Origin of the sequence: Georgenia sp. EYE_87 (assembly GCF_023148685.1) — a bacterium.
Lineage (GTDB): Bacteria > Actinomycetota > Actinomycetes > Actinomycetales > Actinomycetaceae > Georgenia.
The window spans coordinates 386780-406821 of the sequence record NZ_JAHXNL010000001.1 but is presented as its reverse complement, the minus strand read 5'-3'; the positions used below and the strand labels follow the sequence as shown (position 1 = coordinate 406821).

Here is a 20042-nt window from a genome sequence, read left to right as displayed (position 1 = left end):
GGGCCGACCCCGGGCACCGCCCCGGCGTGGGCAGGCAGCGACTAGCCCTGCTCGGCGGCCTGGCCGTCGTCCTCGCCCTCGCGGGCGTCTCGCTGTTCGTCGGCGTCTCGGACCTGTCCGTGCGCGACGTGCTCTCCGGGGAGCTCGACGACGCCCAGCGCCAGACTCTGCTCGCGTCCCGGGTCCCGCGCACCGTCTCGATCCTGCTCGCGGGGTCCGCGATGGCGATCGTCGGGCTCGTCATGCAGCTGCTGGTGCGCAACAAGTTCGTCGAGCCCTCCACGGCCGGCACGACCGAGTCCGCCGGGCTCGGGCTGCTCGTCGTGACCCTGCTCGTCCCCGGCATGCCGCTGGTCGGCAAGATGGGCGTCGCCGCGGTCTTCGCCCTCGCGGGCACCGCACTGTTCCTGGCGATCCTGCGGCGGATCCAGCTGCGCTCGGTCGTCGTCGTCCCGCTGGTCGGGATGATGCTCGCGGGCGTCGTCGGGGCGCTCTCGACCTTCCTCGCCTACCGCAACGACCTGCTGCACACGCTGTCGAGCTGGATGACCGGCGACTTCTCCGGCGTGGTGCGCGGGCGCTACGAGATGCTCTGGATCGTCGCAGGCTGCGCCGTCGTCGCCTACCTCGCGGCCAACCGCTTCACCGTGGCGGGTCTGGGGGAGGAGTTCACCACCAACCTCGGGCTGAACTACCGGCGGGTCCTCGCCCTCGGGCTCGCGATCGTCGCCGTGACCAGCGCCGTCGTCGTGGTCGTCGTGGGGGGACTGCCGTTCCTCGGCCTCGTGGTGCCCAACGTCGTCTCCCTCGCGATGGGCGACTATCTGCGGCGGTCGCTGCCCTGGGTCGCGCTGCTGGGCGCCGGGTTCGTGCTCGTCTGCGACATCGTGGGCCGCGTGGTCATCCACCCCGCCGAGGTGCCGATCGGGATCGTCGTGGGCATCGTCGGTGCCGCCCTCTTCCTCTACCTGCTCCTGAGGAGGCCCTCCGGTGCTCGCTGACCCGACCACGACGACCGCCGCCGCGCGGCGGGTGCCCCGGCCCCGGCTGCGCCTGGCGCTGCTGGGAGCCGCGGCCGCCGTCGTCGTCCTCGGCTTCCTCGTGGGGGGCGCGCTCGACGCGCTCGCCCTGCTCGTCCCCATGCGGGCCGAGCGGCTGGCGACCATGGCGCTCGTCGCCGTCGCGATCGCCGTCTCCACGGTCCTGTTCCAGACGGTCACCGAGAACCGGATCCTCACGCCGTCGATCATGGGGTTCGACGCGCTCTACGCCCTGATCCAGACCGGCGCGGTCTTCTTCCTCGGGGCGACGACGGTCAACGGCCTGGCCCCGCCGCTGCGCTTCGCCGTCGAGGTCGCCGCGATGCTGGTGTTCTCGATCCTGCTCTTCCGCTGGGTCTTCGGCGGGGCGCGGCGCAGCCTGTACCTCGTCGTGCTCGTCGGGATCGTCTTCGGCGTGCTGTTCCGCTCGCTCGCGACGTTCATGCAGCGGGTCATCGACCCGAACGAGTACCTCATCGTGCAGGACCGGCTCTTCGCCTCGTTCAACGCCGTCGACCCGGTGCTGCTCGCCGTGTGCACGGCGGTCGTGGCGGCCGCGTCGGCCTGGGTGTGGGGCCGTCGGCGCGAGCTGGACGTGCTGGCGCTGGGCCGGGCGAACGCGGTGACGCTGGGTCTGGACCACCACCGCAGCACGATGGCCGTGCTGGTGGTGTGCGCGCTGCTGGTCTCCGTCTCCACCGCCCTGGTCGGCCCCATCACGTTCTTCGGGCTGCTGGTGGCCAACCTCGCCTACCTGGTGGCCGGCACCCATCGTCACGCCTACGTGCTGCCGGCGGCGTCGCTGCTCGCCGTGATCACCCTGGTGGGCGGCCAGACCATCCTCGAGCACGTGTTCGGCCTGGACACGGTGCTCAGCGTCATCGTCGAGTTCGTCGGAGGAATCGTGTTCATCATGCTGCTCGTGCGGGGAGGACGTCGATGATAGTCACGGAGAACCTGACCAAGCGCTACGGCTCCACCGTCGTCGTCGACGGCGTCGACCTCGCCCTCAGCCCGGGCGGGGTCACCTCCATCATCGGCGCCAACGGCGCGGGGAAGTCGACCGTGCTGTCGATGATCTCCCGCCTGCTCGAGATGGACGGCGGCACGGTGAGCATCGACGGGCTCGACGTCTCACGAACCCCGAGCGAGGAGCTCGCCCGGCGCATGTCCATCCTGAGGCAGGACAACCACCTCGCCGTGCGGCTGACCGTGCAGGACCTCGTCGCGTTCGGCCGCTACCCGCACTCCAAGGGACGGCTGACCATCGAGGACCGCCGGCACATCTCCGCCGCCATGGACTACCTCGACCTGGGGCCGTACGCCTCGCGGTACCTCGACGAGCTCTCCGGCGGGCAGCGCCAGCGCGCGTTCGTGGCCATGGTGCTGTGCCAGGACACCGACTACGTGCTCCTCGACGAGCCGCTGAACAACCTGGACATGAAGCACTCCGTGGCCATGATGAAGCTGCTGCGGCGCACCGCGGACGAGCTCGGCAAGACGGTCGTCCTGGTCGTGCACGACATCAACTTCGCCTCCTGCTACTCGGACCACATCGTCGCGATGAAGGACGGGCGCGTGCTCTGCCAGGGCGGCGCCGACGAGGTCATCACCACCGAGCAGCTGCGCGCCATCTACGACATGGACGTGGCCGTCGAGATCGTCGGCGGGCGCCGCATCGGCGTCTACTACGACTGACTTCACGCCCTCCTCGCCGTCACCGTGCCTGCCGGCTGCGTCACATCTTCTCGCCGGGAAGTCTGCTGGCCTGCTCCACCCATGACCGGAGGCGGTCCTCGTCCAGGTCCTCGGCCTCGTGGATGTCGAGGTAGCGCACCTCGTCGTGCCTGGACTCCTTGGGAGGCATGGGATCGAGCGAGGTCCCTCTGAAGAACTGCACCTGGACGTAGTTCGTGTAGCACCGGAACGACAGGAACCAGCCCTCGTCCTTGCCGTAGAACGGCTGGTTCCACCTCACGGCCTTGTGCACGTCGGGGACCGTGCGCACGACGAGGTCGTCGAGGCGTTGCCCGACGGCTCGCTTCCACCCGGGCATGGCCGCGATGTAGTCCTGCACCGGCGCGTCACCCTCACCCTTGGGGATCTGCGGGTTGCCGCCCGAGAGCAGCTTCGGCGCCGTGCCTTCCCTGTCACGATCAGTCATGGGTGACGTCCTACCACATGGCTGGGTCGGGCTCGGTGAGGGTCACCGCCGGGGGAGCGACATCACCGCGAGCTCGGGCGGAGGACGGCCACGCCGTGCGCCGGCAGCTCGACCCCTGCTCCGCCGGTCTCACCACGCACGGTCACCGGTTCCCACGCGAGCAGCACGTCGGCGTCCGTCGCGCCGTCCCGCAGCGGGACCCGGGTCGCGGAGCTGCCGAGATTGAGCACGACGTCGATCCCGCCGCGACCGAGCACGAGCCAGCTGTCGTCGTCGGCCAGCCTCACCGTGGTCCTGGTGCGGTCGCCGGAGGCGATGTCGGGCTCGTCGTGCCGCAGCCGGACCAGGGCGGTGTAGAACTCCAGGAGCCGGTCGTGGCCGGGGCGGGCCGGCTCGGCCCAGTCTAGCCGGGACGCCTCGACGGTCGCGGGGGACTGCGGGTCCGGCACCTCGATGTCGTGCCCGTACAGCTCGGCCCAGCCGTGGGTACCGAATTCCCGCGCACGCCCCTCCTGGATGGCGCGGGCCAGCTCGGGCTCCTCGTGGTCGGTGAAGTACTGGAACGGCGTGGTCGCCCCCCACTCCTCGCCCATGAACAGCATGGGGGTGCCCGGGCCGAGCAGCACGAGCGCGGCGCTGACGGCGAGCTGGCCGGGGGACAGGGTGCGGCTCGGCCGGTCGCCCAGCGCGCGGTTGCCCACCTGGTCGTGGTCCTGGGAGAAGACGACGAACCGGCGCCCGTCGGTCTCCGGCGGGACGGGTGCGCCCCAGACCCGCCCGCGGAAGGTCGAGTACTCACCGTCGTGGACGAAGACCTCGGTGAGGGCCTTCGCGAGGGTGGCGGCGGCGCCGAAGTCGGCGTAGTAGCCCTGCCGCTCCCCGGTGAGGAGCGCGTGCAGGGCGTGGTGGAGGTCGTCGTCCCACTGGGCCGTCATCCCGAGCCCGCCCTCGGCCGTCGGGGTCACCATCCGGGCGTCGTTGAGGTCGGACTCGGCGATCAGGGCGAGCGGCCGGCCCACCTCCGCCTCGAGCTCGGCGACCGCGTCGGAGAGCTCGGCCAGGACATGCCGCGGCGAGTCGTCCACGAGCGCGTGCACGGCGTCGAGCCGCAGGGCGTCGAGACGGAAGTCGCGCAGCCACCGCAGCGCGTTGCCGACCACGTACGCCCGGACCTCCGCCGCGTCGTCGCCGTCGAGGTTGACCGCGGAGCCCCAGGGCGTCTGGTGCCGCTCGGTGAAGTAGGGCCCGTAGGCGCCGAGGTAGTTCCCCGAGGGGCCGAGGTGGTTGTAGACGACGTCGAGGCACACGGCGATGCCCCGCGCGTGGGCGGCGTCGACGAAGCGCTGCAGCGCCGCGGGTCCGCCGTATGGTTCGTGCACGGCGTACAGCGCGACGCCGTCGTAGCCCCAGCCGTGGGCCCCGGGGAACGCGGCGACCGGCATGAGCTCGACCATGTCCACGCCGAGCGCGGCGAGGTGGTCGAGCCGCCCGGCCGCGGCGTCCAGGGTGCCCTCGGGGGTGAAGGTGCCGACGTGGAGCTCGTAGACGACGGCGCCGAGCACTGAGCGGCCCGCCCAGCCGCCGTCGGACCACACGTGCGCGCCGGTGTCGAAGGTCCGGGAGGGGCCGTGGACCCCATGGGGCTGCCACGGGCTGCGCGGGTCGGGCAGCGGCGGGCCGCCGTCGAGGGAGAAGGCGTAGTCGGTGCCCGGCGGAAGCGGCGACGGCGCGGCCCACCAGCCGCCCCGCTCGGCGGTCATGGGCAGGCGGGACGCCGCCCTTGCGCCGGGCAGGACGAGGTCGACGGCGGTGGCGGCGGGTGCCCAGACCCGCGGCGTCTCGGTGCTCATGCGCGCTCCAGCAGGGCCACGGGATAGGTGGCCAGAAGGTCGCCGAGGCGGGCGGGCCCGCCGTCGTGGGTGGCGGAGGTCAGCACGTCGCGCCACGTCCCGTCGGGCAGGACGACGGTCGCGTCGGCGTGGGCGCGGGCGGGTGCCGGGTCGGCCATGAGGCGCGTGGCCACCGCGACCACCCGCGGGCCGCCGGCGTCCGTGCGGGCGAGGGCGACGGCGTGGCCGGTGGTGGTCGGCAGCGGCTCGTAGCCCGCACCGGCCCCGACGAAGGCCTCGGGATGCGTCCGCCGCAGCCGCAGGGCCGCGGCGGTGAGCAGCAGCTTCTCCTCGTCCAGGCCCGACGGCGCCCGGCCCGCGTCCAGCTCGGACAGGGTGGCCGCGAGGTCGGCGAGATCCACCGGGCGGCGGTTGTCCGGGTCGACCAGGGAGGTCTGGGTGATCTCGGAGCCCTGGTAGACGTCCGCGACGCCGGGGACGGCGAGCTGCAGGAGCTTGGTGCCCAGCACGCTGCGCCGGACGGCGGGGCCCGTGCGCTCCAGCCAGCGGGTGAAGGCCGCGACCACCTCGGGGTGCTCGAGCAGGGCGGCCGCGTACCGGTTCATCGCGGCCTCGCGCGCCTCGTCCGGCGCGGTCCACGTGGTCCAGGACTTCTGCTCGCGGGCCGCCTTGAGCAGGTACGCCTGCAGCCGCTCGGCGGAGATCGGGCCGTCCTCGGTCCAGGTGCCGGCGAGGGTCTGCCACAGCAGGTTCTCCGTGCGCCCGTCCAGGTCCGCCGGGCGCAGGTCCGCCGTCGCCGCCCGCAGGCCGCGGACCAGGTCGGCCCACTCCTCGGCGTGGCTCGCGAGGACGCCGATGCGCGAGCGGACGTCCTCGCCGCGCTTGGTGTCGTGCGTGGAGCCGGCCGTCATGGTGGCCGGCCACGCGGTCACCGTTCGCTCGGCCCAGCCGTGGAGCTCGTCCGGGTCGATGCCGAAGCGGTCGGGCGCCCCGCCCACCTCGCACAGGCTCAGCAGGTGCGTCCAGCGGTAGTAGGCCGTGTCCTCCACGCCCTTGGCCATGACGGCCCCGCACACCTGCGGGAAGCGGACCATGAGCTCGGCGCGGCGGCCCTCGTGGGTGCGGCCGGCGCTGCCGGACTCGCGGCCCAGGAGGAGGTCGACGACCACGTCGAGGGTGTCGTGCCGGTCGGGCTCGAGGTGGGCCCGGGCCACGTCGGCGGCCTCGTGGAAGAGGCGCTCGGCGGCGGCGGGGGCGTCCTCCCCGGGCACGACGTAGGCGCGGTAGCGGGGGAAGGCGACCACGAGCTCGACCACGCAGTCCAGCAGCGACCGGTAGGTGTGGTCGCGCAGGCGGATGTCGTCGTGGCAGATGTCCGCCAGCAGCCGGGCGAGCCGGTCGGTCTCCGCGTAGAGGGAGGTGGAGACGATCTGCCGCTTCGCCGTCTCGATCATGGCGGGCAGGTTCGCCGGGTCACCGGTGAGCTCCTGCATCAGGCCGGCGAGCGGCACGGCCCCGGCCGGGTCCACCTGCAGCGCGTGCAGCCGCCAGGCGGCGTCGTAGCCGGTGGTGCCGGCCACGGGCCAGTCCTCGGGCAGCTCCTCCTCGCCCTCGAGGATCTTCTCGGCGGCGATCCAGGCCCCGCCCGTCGCCTCGCTCAGCCGGCGCAGGTACCCGCGCGGGTCGGCGAGGCCGTCCGGGTGGTCGATGCGGAAGGCGTCGATCACGCCCGCGTGGAAAAGCTCGAGCAGGAGCGCGTGGGTGGCCTCGAAGACCTGCGCGTCCTCCACACGGACGGCGGCGAGGGTGCCGACGTCGAAGAAGCGCCGGTAGTTCAGCTCCTCGTCCGCGACCCGCCAGTACGCCAGCCGGTAGTGCTGCCGCTCGACCAGCTCGGCCAGCGGGAGCTGCTCGGTCTCCGGCCGGACCGGGAAGACGTGGTCGTAGTAGCGCAGGACCGCCTGCTCGCCGGCATCGGGCTCGGTGGGGACGACCATGCGGTCCAGGACGAGCTCGCCCGAGGCGAGGACGTCGCCGATGCGCGAGCCGAGCACCGGCATGAGGAGGCCGTCGCGGTCCTCGAGGTCGACGTCGAACCAGGCGGCGTAGGGGGAGGCCGCCCCCAGCCGCAGCAGCGACCACAGGGCGCGGTTGTGCCACACCGGGGTGGGGACCGCCATGTGGTTCGGGACCACGTCGACGACGACGCCCATGCCGCGCGCGTGGGCGGCGGCGGCGAGCCGCTCCAGGCCCGCCCGGCCGCCCATCACGTCGCTGATCCGGCTGTGGTCGACGACGTCGTAGCCGTGGGTGGAGCCCGGGGCCGCCTGGAGCACGGGGGAGAGGTAGAGGTCCGTCACGCCCAGCGCGTCGAGGTACGGCAGTGCGGCCTCGGCGTCGGCGAACGTCAGGTCCGGGCCGAGCTGGAGCCGGTAGGTGCTCACGGGCAGGCGTCGTCCCGGTCCCGGCAGGTGCGCGGCGGCCGGGCCGGCGTGCTGCACCGCGGCGAGGGACGCGTCGTCGGGGCGAACCTCGCTCACTCGCCCGCCTCCGCGGAGGTGAGCAGGACGACGACGCCGCGGCCCTCGACCGTCAGCCGCGCACCGGGCTCGTGCTCGTCGCCCGCGGTCTCGGCGCCGGTCGTGTCCAGCACGACGGCCCAGTGGGTGCCGTAGTCGGCCCCCGGCAGCTGGAACTCGATCGGCTCCGCCGCGGCGTTGAGCAGCGCCAGGACCGAGTCGCCGACGATGCGCTCGCCGCGCCCGTCCGGCTCGGGGATGGCCTGGCCGTTCAGGAAGAGCATCACGGACTTGGCGAACCAGGTGTCCCAGTCTTCGTCGCCCATGTGCTCGGCCCCGGGCGTGAACCACTCGATGTCGCCGATCTCGGACTCGCCGCCGTGCGAGGGGGCGCCGGCGAAGAACCGGCGCCGGCGCAGCACGGGCTGGTCCTTGCGCAGGGCGATGACCTTGCGCGTGAACTCGAGCAGGTCGGAGCGTTCCTCGTCCAGCTCCCAGTCGACCCACGAGAGCTCGTTGTCCTGGCAGTAGGTGTTGTTGTTGCCCTGCTGGCTGCGGCCGAGCTCGTCCCCGTGGGCGATCATCGGCACGCCCTGGCTCAGCAGGAGCGTGGCGAGGAAGTTGCGCTGCTGCCGCCCGCGGAGGGCGAGGATCTCCGGGTCGTCGGTGGGGCCCTCGACGCCGCAGTTCCACGACCGGTTGTGGGACTCCCCGTCCGCGCCGCCCTCGCCGTTGGCCTCGTTGTGCTTCTCGTTGTAGGAGACGAGGTCGCGCAGGGTGAAGCCGTCGTGGGCGGTGACGAAGTTGATCGAGGCCACCGGACGGCGCCCGGTGTGCTCGTAGAGGTCGGCGGACCCGGTGATGCGGCTGGCGAACTCGCCGAGGGTCGACGGCTCCCCGCGCCAGAAGTCGCGCACGGTGTCGCGGTACTTGCCGTTCCACTCCGTCCACAGCGGGGGGAAGCCCCCCACCTGGTAGCCGCCCTCGCCGACGTCCCACGGCTCGGCGATGAGCTTGACCTGGTTGATGACCGGGTCCTGCTGGATGATGTCGAAGAACGCCGAGAGGCGGTCCACCGCGTGCAGCTCACGCGCCAGCGTCGAGGCCAGGTCGAACCGGAACCCGTCGACGTGCATCTCCTCGATCCAGTACCGCAGCGAGTCCATGATCATCTGCAGGGTGTGCGGCGAGCGCATCAGCAGCGAGTTGCCGGTGCCGGTCGTGTCGAAGTAGTGCGCCTCGTCGCCCTCGACCAGCCGGTAGTACGACTTGTTGTCGATGCCCCGGAAGGACAGCGTCGGACCCTGGTGGTTGCCCTCGGCGGTGTGGTTGTAGACCACGTCGAGGATGACCTCGATGCCCGCCTCGTGCAGGGCCTTGACCATGGTCTTGAACTCGTCGACCTGCTCGCCGCGCGTGCCGTACGCCGCGTACCCGTTGTGCGGGGCGAAGAACCCGATGGAGTTGTAGCCCCAGTAGTTGCTCAGGCCCTTCTCCTGCAGGTGCGGGTCGTTGACGAACTGGTGCACCGGCATCAGCTCGATCGCCGTGATGCCCAGATCCACGAGGTGCTGGATCACGGCCGGGTGCGCCATGCCCGCGTACGTCCCGCGCAGCTCCTCGGGCACGTCCGGGTGCAGCTGCGTCAGGCCCTTGACGTGGGCCTCATAGATGACGGTGTCGTGGTACTCGAGGTTCGGCGGGCGGTCGTAGCCCCAGTCGAAGAACGGGTTGATGACCACCGAGACCATGGTGTGGCCGGCCGAGTCGTCCTCGCACCGCTCCTCGGGGTCGTCGAACCGGTACGAGTACAACGACTGGTCGCCGTCGATCTGGCCGTCGATCGCCTTGGCGTACGGGTCGAGAAGGAGCTTCGAGGGGTCGCACCGGTGGCCGTTCGCGGGGTCGTAGGGCCCGTGGACGCGGTAGCCGTAGCGCTGCCCGGGGCGCACGGTGGGGATGTAGGCGTGCCACACGTGCGCGTCCACCTCGGTGAGCTCGACGCACTCCTCGTTGCCGTCGTCGTCGAGGAGGCACAGGTCGACGCGCTCGGCGACGGAGGAGAAGAGGGCGAAGTTGGTGCCGGAACCGTCGAAGGTGGCACCCAGCGGGTAGGGGCGGCCGGGCCAGATCTGCATGGGGGATACCTTGGCATGCCGTTGGCTGCACGGCCCTCCGGCAGACCCCTGCGCGGCCCCGCCGTGACATGCCTCACGCCCGGGGGCCTTTCGGCGGTCCCCGGAGTCCCGCGATCGCCGTCGTGGGCCGTGGCAGGATCGCGACGACGTCGGCGCGGCGACCGGTGCCGCGCCCGGGGAGCGGGAGGTGTCGGCGATGCCGGTCCTGGAGGTCATCGGGTGGATCGGCTCTGCCGTGGTGGTCTGGTCGATGATGCAGCAGCGGATTCTCCGGCTCCGGTTCATCAACCTCGTCGGCTGCCTGCTGCAGATCCTCTACAACGGCGTCCTCGGCGTGTGGCCGGTGGTGGTGCTCAACGTGGTTCTCGCCGCGATCCAGGTGGTCAACCTCTACCGGCTGCTCGGGTCGCGCCACTCCGAGGAGGCCTACGAGGTGCTGCGCGTGGACCCGGCGGGGGAGTACCTCCACCACCTCCTCACCCGGCACCGGGCGGACATCGAGCGGTTCGACCCGGGCTTCCGCGGCCCCGTCCCGGGCGGTGCCGCCTACCTGATCGTCAGGGGCGACGAGACCGTGGGCTACGTCCTGCTGCACGACGCCGGCGACGGCGTCGCGCAGATCGACCTCGACCACGTGGTGGAGAGGTACCGCGACTTCACCCCGGGGGAGTTCGTCTTCAACGCCAGCGACATCCTGCTCGAGGACGGCTACCGACGCGTGCGCACGGCCCCCGGGGTGAAGGAGCCGTACTACGGACGGATCGGCTTCACGCTCGTGGGCGACGCCTACGAGCTCGACCTCGCCCACTCCCGGTAGGCCGCGACCGCCGTCGGCAGGGTGGCGTAGAACCGGTCCCGCCCGAGCGCCTCCACGAGGCCGTACGCCTCGAGCTCGGCGAACAGGTCCTGCTTGACCCGGGCCATCGCGACGACGACGCCCCGGTCCGTCAGCTCGGCACGGAGGGCCTCCAGGGCGTCCAGCGCCGTGAGGTCGACCTCGACGTTCGCCTCGGCGTTGAGGACGAACCAGCGCACCCGGTCGGTCTGGTCCTCCACCGCACGCAGGGCCCGCCGCCGGAAGTCCTCGGCGTTGGCGAAGAAGAGCGGGGAGTCGTAGCGGTAGACGACGAGGCCGGGGATCGTCGTCGCCTCGGGGTAGTCGTCGACGTCGTGCATGCCGGCCAGCCCCGGCACCTGACCCAGCACCGCGTCGTGCGGACGGCCCACCCGCAGCAGCATCTCCACGAAGGACAGCGCGACGGCCAGCAGGACGCCGGGGAGGATCCCGAGGATCACGACGGCGGCGAGGGTGGCCACCGCGAGGGCGAGCTCCGCACGCCGGAAGGAGGCGAGCTTGCGGAAGCCGGGGACGTCGATCAGCTGGAGCGCGGCGAAGACGATGAGCGCGCCCAGGGCCGCCATCGGGAACTGCGCGAGCAGCGGCCGGCCGAGGAGGAGGACGGCGAGGACGGTGACCACGGCGACGAGGGAGTACATCTGCGTCCGGGCGCCGGACGCCACCCCGATCGCGGTGCGCGACCCGGAGGAGGAGACCGGGAAGCCGTGCACCAGGCCGGCGGCGACGTTCACCGCCCCCAGGGCGAGGAGCTCCTGGTCGGGATCGATCCGGTACCCGCCCTTGGACGCGAAGGCCCGCGCGGTGAGCACGTTGTCCGTGAACCCGACGATCAGGACGCCCAGCGCCGCGGGGACGAGCGACCCCAGGTCCGCGAGATCGACCGCGGGCAGCCCCGGCGTCGGCACGGCCGCCGGGATGCGCCCGACGACGGCGACGTCGCCAGCTCGCGCCCCGGCGAGCGCGACAGCGGCGGTCGCCGCCAGGACCACGAGGATGGGACCGGGCGCGCGGGGGACGAAGTGCTTGAGCAGGAGGAGCGCGAGGAGCGTGACGGCGGCGAGCGCCGTGGTCGCCGGGTCCACCTCGCCGAGGCCGCGCAGGAACGCGAGGACCTGCTCGGCGAAGGTGCCGTCCGGGACGCTCACCCCGGTGACCTTCTCGAGCTGCCCGCTGATCATGAGGGCGGCCACGCCCGCCATGTAGCCGATGAGCACGGGCCGGGAGACGACGTCGGACACGACTCCCAGCCGCGCCAGCCGGGCGAGGAGCGCCAGGACGCCGACGAGGAGCGCCAGGGCTGCGGCGAGGGTCGCGTACCGCGCGGGGTCGCCGTCCGCGAGCGGACCCACGACGAGGGCGACCATCAGCGCGGTCGTCGACTCGGGGCCCACCGAGAGGTGGCGGGACGAGCCGAGCACGGCGTAGAGCGCGAGCGAGGGCAGGATGGTCCAGAGCCCGACGGCGGGCGGGAGCCCGGCCAGGGCGCCGTAGGCCATGACCTGGGGGACGAGGTAGGCGGTGACCGTCACGCCCGCCACGACGTCGCCGCGCCACCACGCGCGCCGGTAGCGGCGCAGCAGGTGCAGGCCCGTCTCCGGCCCCGCCGGCGGAGCCATGGCCGCCTCTTTCCCCGGGTCTGGACGCCCGGCGGGTCAACGGTACCGGCGAGGCGCAGGCGGCGGACGGGAGTTCACGCCCGCGCTCCCGCGGTGGCGGCTCGCGTCCGACCGCCGTCCGGCGGGCGGCGGAGCGGTGCCGGGCCTAGCCTTCCGCCGTGGCCGTCGTCGTCCCGTCCCGAGCGCGCAGGATCCTGCGCGCCGTCGTCGTCGCCGCCACGCTGACGGTGCCCGTGGCCGTCCTGGCCTACCTGGTCCGGGCGCAGTCCGGTCCGGTCGTGGACCTCGACCACTCCGCCGTCCGGGCGGGCACCGACCTCACCCGGGAGCAGCCCGTGGTCCGGGTCGTGCTCCTCACGTGGCAGACCGCGTTCCAGGCGCGCTGGGTGAACCTCGCGGTGACGATCCTGTGCCTGTGGGTCTGGCGCCGGCACGCTCTGCGCACCCGCGCCCTGTGGGCCTTCGTCACCCTCATGCTGACCTGGGGCCTGAACCTCGTGGTCAAGACCGGCGTCCAGCGCGCCAGGCCGGTCGTCGACGAGGCCGTCGCCCACGCGCCCGGCTTCAGCTTCCCCTCCGGTCACGCCATGAACACCGCCGCGGCGGGGATCGTCGTCACGGCGCTCGTCTGGCCCCTGCTCGGGCCGCGTGCCCGGGCGGTCGTGCCGCTGGTAGCCGGCCTGCTGGTCGTGCTCACCGGGCTCGACCGGGTGCTGCTCGGGGTGCACTACCCGTCCGACGTCGTCGCGGGTGTGGTGCTGGGCTGTGCGGCCGCCGGCGGCTCGTACCTGGGCTATGTCGGCTGGAGCCCCGTCCACCCGACAGAGCTGCCGACGGAGACCTGACGATGGGGTTCCTGCACCGCTGGGAGCGCGACACGAGCCGGCCGACCGTGCGGGCGGCCCTCACCGACCTCGGCCGCAGGGCCCTTCTCCCCGTCGTGCCGCTGTGGGCACTCGTCGTGGGCACCGGCTTCCTCATCGTCGGCCCGCTGAACTCCCTCCCGGAGGAGGACGCGGTCAACGAGGCGTTCGTCTCCGAGCGCACGCCCCTGCTCGACACGGTCACGTCCGTGCTGTCCAACATCGGTGGCACGCTGTTCATCATCAGCGCCTGTCTGGTCGCCATCGCCGTCCTCTGGTGGCGGACCCGACAGTGGTGGCTGGCGGTGGTGCCCGGGATCGCCGTCGCGCTGCAGGCGCTGGTGTTCATCACCTCCTCCGCCGTCGTGGGCCGGGGACGCCCGGACGTCGAGCAGCTCGACGTCGCGCCACCCACCTCGTCCTTCCCGAGCGGCCACACGGGCGCCTCGACCGCCTTCTACCTGACGATGGCGATGCTCGCCCAACGCATCCGCCGGCCCGTTCTGCGCCGCACGGCGACGATCGCGTGCGTGCTCGTCCCGCCGCTGGTCGCCACCGCGCGGCTCTACCGGGGGATGCACAGCGCGACGGACGTCGCCGTCGGGTTCCTCAACGGGATCGCGTGCGCCCTGATCGCCTGGCACTACCTCCGCCGTGACCGGCGGGCGCAGCGCGAGGCCGGCCCCGCGGCCGAGGTGGCGGCCGGCTGAGCCGTGGTCGCCGTGCGGCCCGTGGGCGCGGCGCCCGGCCTCGAGCTGAGTCGCGCGCACTCCGACGCGCGCAGCGCTCCGCGCGGTGCCACAGTTTCGCCATGGATGCGACGGTGCGGGGAACTGCGGCACAGGCGGGGAATCACCGGTTGCTGGAGACGGGTGCACGAGTGGGGTACGCCGCGAGCGGCGTCCTCCACCTGCTCATCGCGTGGATCGCGCTGCAGGTGGCATGGGGGCAGTCCGGGGAGTCGGCCGACCAGACGGGCGCGATGCAGCAGCTGGCAGGCAACGCCCTCGGCGCGGCGCTGCTGTGGGTGCTCGCGGTGGGCTTCGCTCTGCTCGCGTTGTGGCAGATCACCGAGGCGATCGCCCGGTCGGACACCGGCACCCGGCTCAAGAGCGCCGGCAAGGCGGTCCTCTACCTGGCGCTCGCCTGGACGGCGGTGTCCGTGGTGCGGGGATCGTCGTCGTCAGGATCGGGGAGCACGGAGAGCACCACCGCCACGCTCATGGCCCAGCCGTTCGGCCGTGCGCTCGTGGCGCTGGTCGGGCTGGGCGTCATCGCCGTCGCCGTCTATCACGTGGTCAAGGGCTGGAAGAAGAAGTTCCTCCAGGACCTGCGGGAGCACCCCGGTCCGTGGGTGGTCAGGGCCGGGCAGATCGGCTACGTCGCCAAGGGCGTCGCGCTCACCGTGGTGGGTGCCCTGTTCGTGACGGCGGCCGCGACCGCCGACTCCGAGCGGGCATCGGGGCTCGACGGCGCGCTGCGCTCCCTCCAGCAGCTGCCGTTCGGCAAGGCGCTGCTCACCGCGGTCGCGCTGGGCCTCGCCGCATACGGCGTCTACTCCTTCGGCCGCGCCCGCTACGCGAAGGTCTGACTCGCCGCAGTCGCCCGGTGGCGGAGGCGACACCCGGTGCCAGGGCCGATGAGTCCTGGAGGCTGATAGTCCTGGAGACTGGGGGACGACCAGCCGTCCGGGCTGCCGACCGTGCCGTCCCGGGTGCGGGCCGACGCGAGAAGGGCCCGTCCGGATGTCTCCGGACGGGCCCTTCTTCGTGGTGGGCGATACTGGGATCGAACCAGTGACCTCTTCCGTGTCAGGGAAGCGCGCTACCGCTGCGCCAATCGCCCAGGTCATGCACCGCAGAGAGGTGGCGACGGGATTCGAACCCGTGTATACGGCTTTGCAGGCCGCTGCCTCGCCTCTCGGCCACGCCACCCTGAGGGATGCCCACCGGGTGGTGGTGCCTCCGAGCGGATGACGGGACTCGAACCCGCGACCCTCACCTTGGCAAGGTGATGCTCTACCAACTGAGCCACATCCGCGTGTGCCATCCGGCTCGTCTCCGATCCGGTGGAACGTCCAGAACTTTAACCACCGCACCGGGGAAAGTCCAAACCACGAGGTGGTGAACTCCTCGTGATCAGTGACACAGTGCGTCCATGACACCCGAGAACCGCGTGATCGTGTGGTTCGGCGGACGCCTGCGCGGACACGCCGAGCCCCTGGTGCTTGCGACCGACCACGGACTGACGGTAGGCGACGGCGTCTTCGAGGCCTGCGAGCTGCTCGGCGGCCGGCCCTTCGCCCTGACGCGGCACATCGAGCGGCTCGAGCGCTCCGCCGCCGGGCTGGGCCTGCCGCTGCCGGACCGGGACGTCGTCCGGACGGCGGTCGCCGAGGTGGCCGAGGCGTGGGGCGAGTCGCTCGCCCGGGTGCGGATCCTGTGGACGGGGGGGCCGGGGCCGCTGGGCTCCGACGCAGCCTGGGGGCCGGGGACACTCCTCGTCGCCGCCGCGGCCGTCTCCGCCCCACGTGCCGCGTCGGTGGCCGTCGTGCCGTTCGTCCGCAACGAGCGCTCGGCCATCGCCGGTCTCAAGACCACCTCCTACGCCGAGAACGTCCGCGCCCTCGCCTGGGCGCACGAGCGCGGCGCCGACGAGGCCATCTTCGGCAACACCCGGGACGAGCTGTGCGAGGGCACGGGCACGAACGTGTTCGTGGAGGAAGACGGCGCCCTCCTCACCCCGCCGCTCGACTCGGGCTGCCTGGCCGGGGTGACCCGCGCGATCGTCATCGAGTGGGCCCGCGAGGCCGGCGTTCAGGTGCGCGAGGAGAGACTGCCGCTCGCGGCGATCCACCAGGCCGAGCACGTGGCGCTGACCTCCTCCACCCGCGGGATGGTGCCCGTCGTGGCGGTGGACGGGCGCGAGCTCCGTCCCGGACCGCTCACCCAGCAGGTGGCTGACATCTACGCCCGGCGGCACGTCGAGACGCCGGACCCCTAGGTCGTCGGCGTCGCCCCCCTCGGGTCGTCGGCGTCCCCCCTCGGGTCGTCGGCGTCCCCCTCGGGTCGTCGGCGTCCGCCCCCGAGTGACGGCACGCGGCGCGGCGGAGAAGGTGTGTCCTTCCTCTCAGCCCGTGCGGGCCCGCCGGTTTCACGATCCGGCGTCACGTTCGCTACGATCACATCTCGCAACGGACGCGCCGGTCCCCCGGCAGGCGCGGCGGACGCGGGCGATTGGCTCAGTGGTAGAGCGCCTCGTTCACACCGAGGAGGTCACTGGTTCGAACCCAGTATCGCCCACCGCAGGAGGCCCCGGGCCGGCTCACGAGCCGGCCCGGGGCCTCTGCCGTTCGTCGTCCCGTGTCGCTCACGCGCCACCGCCCGTGTCACCCCTTGACGGCGCCGCCCGTGATGCCGCGGACGAAGTACCGCTGGAGCGCGAAGAACACGATGATCGGGATGACCATCGAGACGAACGCCGCGGCCGTCACGAACTGCCAGTTGCCCCCGAAGTTCGTCGTGAGGTTCGCCAGGGTCACCGAGAGCGGATGGTTCGCCGGGACGGGACCGAGGTAGACGAGGGCGACGAGCAGGTCGTTCCACACCCAGAGGAACTGGAAGATCACCAGCGAGGCGAGGACCGGCACGCTCATGGGCAGGACGAGCCGGAAGAAGATCGTCGCGTGCCCGGCGCCGTCGATCTCGGCGGCCTCGAACAGCTCACGCGGCAGGCCGCCGATGTAGTTGCGGAGCAGGTAGACGGCGAACGGCAGGCCGTACCCGGTGTGCGCCAGCCACACCGCCAGGATCGTCCCGCTGAGGTCGTAGCCGCCGACGCTCGCGTCCCGGAACAGGGTGAGGACCGGGATGAGAGTGACCTGCAGGGGGACGACGAGGAGCCCGACGACGACGACGAAGATGACGTTGCGGCCGGGGAAGGTCATCCAGGCGAACGCGTACGCGGCGAAGGCCGCGATCATGACGACGAGCACGGTCGCCGGCACGGTGATGAACAGGCTGTTCAGGAACGAGTCCCAGAACCCGGCCCGGTTGAGCACGTAGTCGTAGTTGGCGAACGTGAACTCCCACGGCGGGACGAGCGCCGTCCACCAGCCCGACCGGTTCGTCGCCTCGGCGGTGCGGAACGAGGCGACGAACAGCCCGACGGCGGGGACCGCCCACAGCACCATGATCAGGACCAGGACGAGGTGCAGGACCGGCCGGCCCCGTCCCCGTCGGTACACCTGCTCCCGCCCTGGCTCGCGCGTCGCGGGCAGGTCCGTCCCCACGGCCACGGGGGCCTGTGCCTGCGTCATCGGACCTCCTCCTGCTGCTTGAACCGCTTGACGTTGAGCACCATGACCGGCACCGTCGCCAGGAGGAGCACCACGGCGACCGCCGCCGCCCGTGCCGGCTGGCCGTTGGCGAAGAGCTCCTTGTACATGGTGTTCGCGATCACGTCGGTCCGGAAGTTCCCGTTCGTCATCACGTAGACGATGTCGAAGGTCTTGATCGCGAAGATGACGACCGTCGTCGTCACCACCGCGATCGTCGGGGCCAGCAGGGGCAGGACGACGTAGCGGAAGACCTCCCGCTCGTTCGCGCCGTCGATGCGAGCGGCCTCCAGCAGCTCGGGGCTGATGCCTTTCAGGCCCGCAGACAGGATGACCATCGCCAGCCCGGTGAGCATCCACACCCCGACGAGGATGAGCATGAGGTTGTTCCACGGGGCGGTGCTCAGCCACCCCACTCGCGGTCCGCCGACGAGGTCGAGGGCGGCGTTGAGCGTGCCGGTCCGCGGATTGATGTCGTACATCAGCCGCCAGATCACCCCGGCGGCCACGAAGCTAATGGCCATCGGCAGGAAGACCACCGACTTGACGACGACCTCGTACCGCACGCGGTCGACGAGGACGGCGATCAGCAGGCCGAGCCCGACGACGAGGAGCGGCAGCAGCACCGCCCACAGCACGTTGTTGCGCAGCGCGTTCAGGGTGTCGTCGCGGGTGAAGAACCACTGGTAGTTCTCCAGCCCGGGGAAGGCGTCACCGCGCCGGTTCTGGAAGCTGCGGTAGATCGTCGCCAGCGTCGGATAGACGAGGAAGACCCCGAGAAAGGCGAGCGCCGGGGCCAGCCAGAGCCACGGCCTGATCCCGGCGGAGACCCGCCGTGGGAGCCGCGAGATGACGGCCTCGACGGCGACGACGTAGACGACCAGGGCGGCCGGGACCCCCAGGACGACGACGAGCGCCAGGGCGAGCCGGTTCTCGAACAGGTCGACGAGCACTCCGACCTCCTCACAGGGGTGGCCGGGCCGCGGGCACCGACGACGGCGGGCGGCCCGGCGGGCCGCTCACTCGCCGTAGGCGTCGGCCTGGGTCTCGTCCAGCTGGGACAGGATGGAGTCGAGGTCGCCGGGGTTCTGGGCGAAGGCGACCATGGCCCGGTTGAAGGCGTCCGTCATGGGGGCCGGCATGTTGTCGGAACCGTCGAACCGGAACGTCTCGGCGTTCTGGAGGATCTCCGCCGACCGCCGCGACGTCTCGTCCGGGTAGGCGTCCAGGGCGACGCCGGAGTTGGCGGAGATGAACCCGCCGCGCTCGACCCAGATCTGCTGGGCCTCGGGGGTGAGCAGGTACTGCACGAGCGAGCGGGCCGCCGGGGTGTCGTTGAACATGCCGATCAGGTCACCGCCGCCCACGACGCCGCCCGAGAACTCGGGGTCGATGTCGGGGAACGGGAAGAAGTCGAACTGGTCGGCGGTGGCACCGGCCTCGTTGACGAAGAAGTCGGTGATGAAGGACGCCTGGTGGTGCAGCAGGCACCCCGGCGGGTCCTCGAACATCGGGTTGGCGGAGCTGCCGAAGGCGGTGTTGACGATGTAGTCGGAGCCGCCGTAGGAGTTCTCGAGGGCCCCGCCGAAGGTCTCGAAGGCGCTCCTGATCTCGTCCGAGCTCCACTGCAGCTCGCCGCTGACCCACTGGTCGTAGACGTCCGGGCCCGCCTGCCGCAGGACGATGTCCTCGATCCAGTCGGTGCCGGGCCACCCGGACGTGGCGCCGGACTCCAGCCCGATGCACCACGTCATCGTCTCGCCCGAGGCCATCGAGCCCGCCTCGGACGCGAGGTCGTCCCACGTCGCCGGCGGTTCCGCCGTCCAGACGCCGGTGTTGTAGAAGATCAGTCCCTTGACCGCGGCCTTGGTGAAGACGCCGACGAGGGTGTCGTCCTCCGCGCGCCCCAGATCGGCGAACCCCGACGGCGTGGCCTGCTCGTAGCTGTCGATGTCGACGAAGTCGAGCGGCTGCAGCGCGCCCTGGTCGTACCAGTCCTGCATCGGGCCCGGGCCCGGCAGACCGGCGACGTCCGGCAGGTTCCCGGAGGCGATGCCCGTGGTCAGCTGCTGGCTCAGGTCGCGGGTGCCCGTGTACTCGACCGACGCCCCCGTCTCCTCCTCCCACGGCGCGACCATGGCCAGGAAGGAGTCCTGCTCGTCGCCCGACCACGAGCCGATGAAGCTCACCGACTCGCCGCTGATGTCCTCCGCCGCGCCGGTGCCGGTGCCGCCGCCCCCGCCCCCGCCTCCTCCGTCGTCGTCCCCGCCGCCGCACGCGGCAAGAACGAGCGCGGCCGCCGCGGCACAGACGCCGGCGACCCGTGACCTCTTCGGGATGCTCATGTCTCTCCTCGTGTCCGCCCGCGGCCGGGGTGCCGCACGGGGGCCCTGCGGGTTGTCGCGCCACGGCACGGGGACCGCCGTCGGACGGTCGGGGTGCGGTCGTGGCGACCGGCGGGCCGGTGGCCGGCCGTGGGCGCGGTCCGCGGCGTGCCCGGCTCCCTCGCCGGTTCGTGGCCTCTCACGCGGCGCCTCCCAGTGGTCGGCCGCGGGATCGCGCGACTGGGCGGCCGCACGGGGCGGTCACCCGCACGGTCCACGTCGACCGGTCGGTGATCTCATGCTCGTCCCGCGTGATGAGACGTGTCAATGACT

The 20042-nt window shown here is 72.2% G+C and carries 16 protein-coding genes and 4 tRNA genes; 9 read left to right on the top strand and 11 right to left on the bottom strand.

The window, feature by feature from the left end; translation table 11 throughout:
- Positions 1-26: 26 nt before the first annotated feature.
- From KZX45_RS01830 to KZX45_RS01820, 3 genes are read left to right on the top strand one after another with little or no spacing between them, the layout of a single operon-like run.
- On the top strand, positions 27-1001 hold the full coding sequence (locus KZX45_RS01830; RefSeq protein WP_248255995.1) for an ABC transporter permease: 975 nt from the start codon (positions 27-29) through the stop codon (positions 999-1001).
- Positions 991-1983: an iron chelate uptake ABC transporter family permease subunit gene (locus tag KZX45_RS01825; RefSeq protein WP_248255994.1), complete on the top strand. Its 993-nt coding sequence runs from the start codon at positions 991-993 to the stop codon at positions 1981-1983. Before KZX45_RS01830 ends, KZX45_RS01825 begins: the two co-directional genes overlap by 11 nt.
- Positions 1980-2738 (top strand): ABC transporter ATP-binding protein, encoded by a 759-nt coding sequence (locus KZX45_RS01820; RefSeq protein WP_248255993.1) that lies wholly within the window; start codon positions 1980-1982, stop codon positions 2736-2738. Before KZX45_RS01825 ends, KZX45_RS01820 begins: the two co-directional genes overlap by 4 nt.
- Before the next feature lie 40 nt (positions 2739-2778).
- Here KZX45_RS01820 and KZX45_RS01815 read toward each other — a convergent pair whose 3' ends face one another.
- From KZX45_RS01815 to glgX, 4 genes are all read right to left on the bottom strand, one after another.
- Positions 2779-3204 carry a DUF1801 domain-containing protein gene (locus KZX45_RS01815; protein WP_248255992.1) on the bottom strand — a complete coding sequence of 142 codons (426 nt, stop codon included), beginning with the start codon at positions 3202-3204 and terminating at the stop codon, positions 2779-2781.
- A gap of 62 nt (positions 3205-3266) precedes the next feature.
- Positions 3267-5054, bottom strand: a complete 1788-nt coding sequence (treZ, locus tag KZX45_RS01810; RefSeq protein ID WP_248255991.1) for a malto-oligosyltrehalose trehalohydrolase — start codon at positions 5052-5054, stop codon at positions 3267-3269.
- A complete protein-coding gene (gene treY / locus KZX45_RS01805; protein ID WP_248256295.1) occupies positions 5051-7555 on the bottom strand; it encodes a malto-oligosyltrehalose synthase in 2505 nt (834 codons plus the stop codon). The genes treZ and treY overlap by 4 nt, the downstream gene beginning before the upstream one ends.
- A 35-nt stretch (positions 7556-7590) precedes the next feature.
- Positions 7591-9711: a glycogen debranching protein GlgX gene (gene glgX, locus KZX45_RS01800; protein ID WP_248255990.1), complete on the bottom strand. Its 2121-nt coding sequence runs from the start codon at positions 9709-9711 to the stop codon at positions 7591-7593.
- 196 nt (positions 9712-9907) lie between these two features.
- On the opposite strand from glgX, the gene KZX45_RS01795 reads away from it, so the two are divergent.
- On the top strand, positions 9908-10528 hold the full coding sequence (locus KZX45_RS01795) for a YgjV family protein (protein WP_248255989.1): 621 nt from the start codon (positions 9908-9910) through the stop codon (positions 10526-10528).
- On the opposite strand, the gene sulP is transcribed toward KZX45_RS01795, so the two are convergent.
- Positions 10498-12186 carry a sulfate permease gene (sulP, locus tag KZX45_RS01790; RefSeq protein WP_248255988.1) on the bottom strand — a complete coding sequence of 563 codons (1689 nt, stop codon included), beginning with the start codon at positions 12184-12186 and terminating at the stop codon, positions 10498-10500. The genes KZX45_RS01795 and sulP overlap by 31 nt on opposite strands.
- Positions 12187-12344: 158 nt before the next feature.
- On the opposite strand from sulP, the gene KZX45_RS01785 reads away from it, so the two are divergent.
- The 3 genes from KZX45_RS01785 to KZX45_RS01775 all read left to right on the top strand — a co-directional run bounded on the left by KZX45_RS01785 (position 12345) and on the right by KZX45_RS01775 (position 14640).
- The gene (locus KZX45_RS01785) at positions 12345-13031 is read left to right on the top strand and encodes a phosphatase PAP2 family protein (RefSeq protein WP_248255987.1); all 687 of its coding nucleotides are present in this window, start codon (positions 12345-12347) and stop codon (positions 13029-13031) included.
- A 2-nt stretch (positions 13032-13033) separates the two neighbouring features.
- Positions 13034-13759 carry a phosphatase PAP2 family protein gene (locus tag KZX45_RS01780; protein WP_248255986.1) on the top strand — a complete coding sequence of 242 codons (726 nt, stop codon included), beginning with the start codon at positions 13034-13036 and terminating at the stop codon, positions 13757-13759.
- A gap of 101 nt (positions 13760-13860) precedes the next feature.
- Positions 13861-14640 carry a DUF1206 domain-containing protein gene (locus tag KZX45_RS01775; protein WP_248255985.1) on the top strand — a complete coding sequence of 260 codons (780 nt, stop codon included), beginning with the start codon at positions 13861-13863 and terminating at the stop codon, positions 14638-14640.
- Positions 14641-14819: 179 nt separating this feature from the next.
- On the opposite strand, the gene KZX45_RS01770 is transcribed toward KZX45_RS01775, so the two are convergent.
- The 3 genes from KZX45_RS01770 to KZX45_RS01760 all read right to left on the bottom strand — a co-directional run bounded on the left by KZX45_RS01770 (position 14820) and on the right by KZX45_RS01760 (position 15089).
- Positions 14820-14894 (bottom strand) — tRNA-Val (locus KZX45_RS01770).
- Positions 14895-14912: 18 nt separating this feature from the next.
- Positions 14913-14983: transfer RNA gene (locus tag KZX45_RS01765), tRNA-Cys, on the bottom strand.
- A gap of 33 nt (positions 14984-15016) precedes the next feature.
- Positions 15017-15089, bottom strand: a tRNA-Gly gene (locus KZX45_RS01760).
- Between the two features lie 117 nt (positions 15090-15206).
- Here KZX45_RS01760 and KZX45_RS01755 point away from each other — a divergent pair.
- On the top strand, positions 15207-16052 hold the full coding sequence (locus tag KZX45_RS01755) for an aminotransferase class IV (protein WP_248255984.1): 846 nt from the start codon (positions 15207-15209) through the stop codon (positions 16050-16052).
- 227 nt (positions 16053-16279) lie between these two features.
- Positions 16280-16351, top strand: a tRNA-Val gene (locus tag KZX45_RS01750).
- A gap of 86 nt (positions 16352-16437) precedes the next feature.
- Here KZX45_RS01750 and KZX45_RS01745 read toward each other — a convergent pair.
- From KZX45_RS01745 to KZX45_RS01735, 3 genes are all read right to left on the bottom strand, one after another.
- The gene (locus tag KZX45_RS01745) at positions 16438-17367 is read right to left on the bottom strand and encodes a carbohydrate ABC transporter permease (protein WP_248255983.1); all 930 of its coding nucleotides are present in this window, start codon (positions 17365-17367) and stop codon (positions 16438-16440) included.
- Entirely contained in the window at positions 17364-18338 is a 975-nt protein-coding gene (locus KZX45_RS20165; protein WP_248255982.1) for a carbohydrate ABC transporter permease, read from the bottom strand. The genes KZX45_RS01745 and KZX45_RS20165 overlap by 4 nt, the downstream gene beginning before the upstream one ends.
- Positions 18339-18404: 66 nt before the next feature.
- Positions 18405-19730 carry an ABC transporter substrate-binding protein gene (locus KZX45_RS01735; RefSeq protein ID WP_248255981.1) on the bottom strand — a complete coding sequence of 442 codons (1326 nt, stop codon included), beginning with the start codon at positions 19728-19730 and terminating at the stop codon, positions 18405-18407.
- Between the last annotated feature and the right edge of the window lie 312 nt (positions 19731-20042).

What these genes read in the sequence shown, in the direction of transcription:
- KZX45_RS01815 (WP_248255992.1), bottom strand. Translation starts at nt 3,204, where the DNA reads ATGACTGATCGTGACAGGGAAGGCACGGCGCCGAAGCTGCTCTCGGGC.
- KZX45_RS01795 (WP_248255989.1), top strand. Translation starts at nt 9,908, where the DNA reads ATGCCGGTCCTGGAGGTCATCGGGTGGATCGGCTCTGCCGTGGTGGTC.
- glgX (WP_248255990.1), bottom strand. Translation starts at nt 9,711, where the DNA reads ATGCAGATCTGGCCCGGCCGCCCCTACCCGCTGGGTGCCACCTTCGAC.
- KZX45_RS01820 (WP_248255993.1), top strand. Translation starts at nt 1,980, where the DNA reads ATGATAGTCACGGAGAACCTGACCAAGCGCTACGGCTCCACCGTCGTC.
- KZX45_RS01755 (WP_248255984.1), top strand. Translation starts at nt 15,207, where the DNA reads ATGACACCCGAGAACCGCGTGATCGTGTGGTTCGGCGGACGCCTGCGC.
- KZX45_RS01775 (WP_248255985.1), top strand. Translation starts at nt 13,861, where the DNA reads ATGGATGCGACGGTGCGGGGAACTGCGGCACAGGCGGGGAATCACCGG.
- KZX45_RS01745 (WP_248255983.1), bottom strand. Translation starts at nt 17,367, where the DNA reads ATGACGCAGGCACAGGCCCCCGTGGCCGTGGGGACGGACCTGCCCGCG.
- KZX45_RS01735 (WP_248255981.1), bottom strand. Translation starts at nt 19,730, where the DNA reads ATGAGCATCCCGAAGAGGTCACGGGTCGCCGGCGTCTGTGCCGCGGCG.
- KZX45_RS01780 (WP_248255986.1), top strand. Translation starts at nt 13,034, where the DNA reads ATGGGGTTCCTGCACCGCTGGGAGCGCGACACGAGCCGGCCGACCGTG.
- sulP (WP_248255988.1), bottom strand. Translation starts at nt 12,186, where the DNA reads ATGGCTCCGCCGGCGGGGCCGGAGACGGGCCTGCACCTGCTGCGCCGC.
- treZ (WP_248255991.1), bottom strand. Translation starts at nt 5,054, where the DNA reads ATGAGCACCGAGACGCCGCGGGTCTGGGCACCCGCCGCCACCGCCGTC.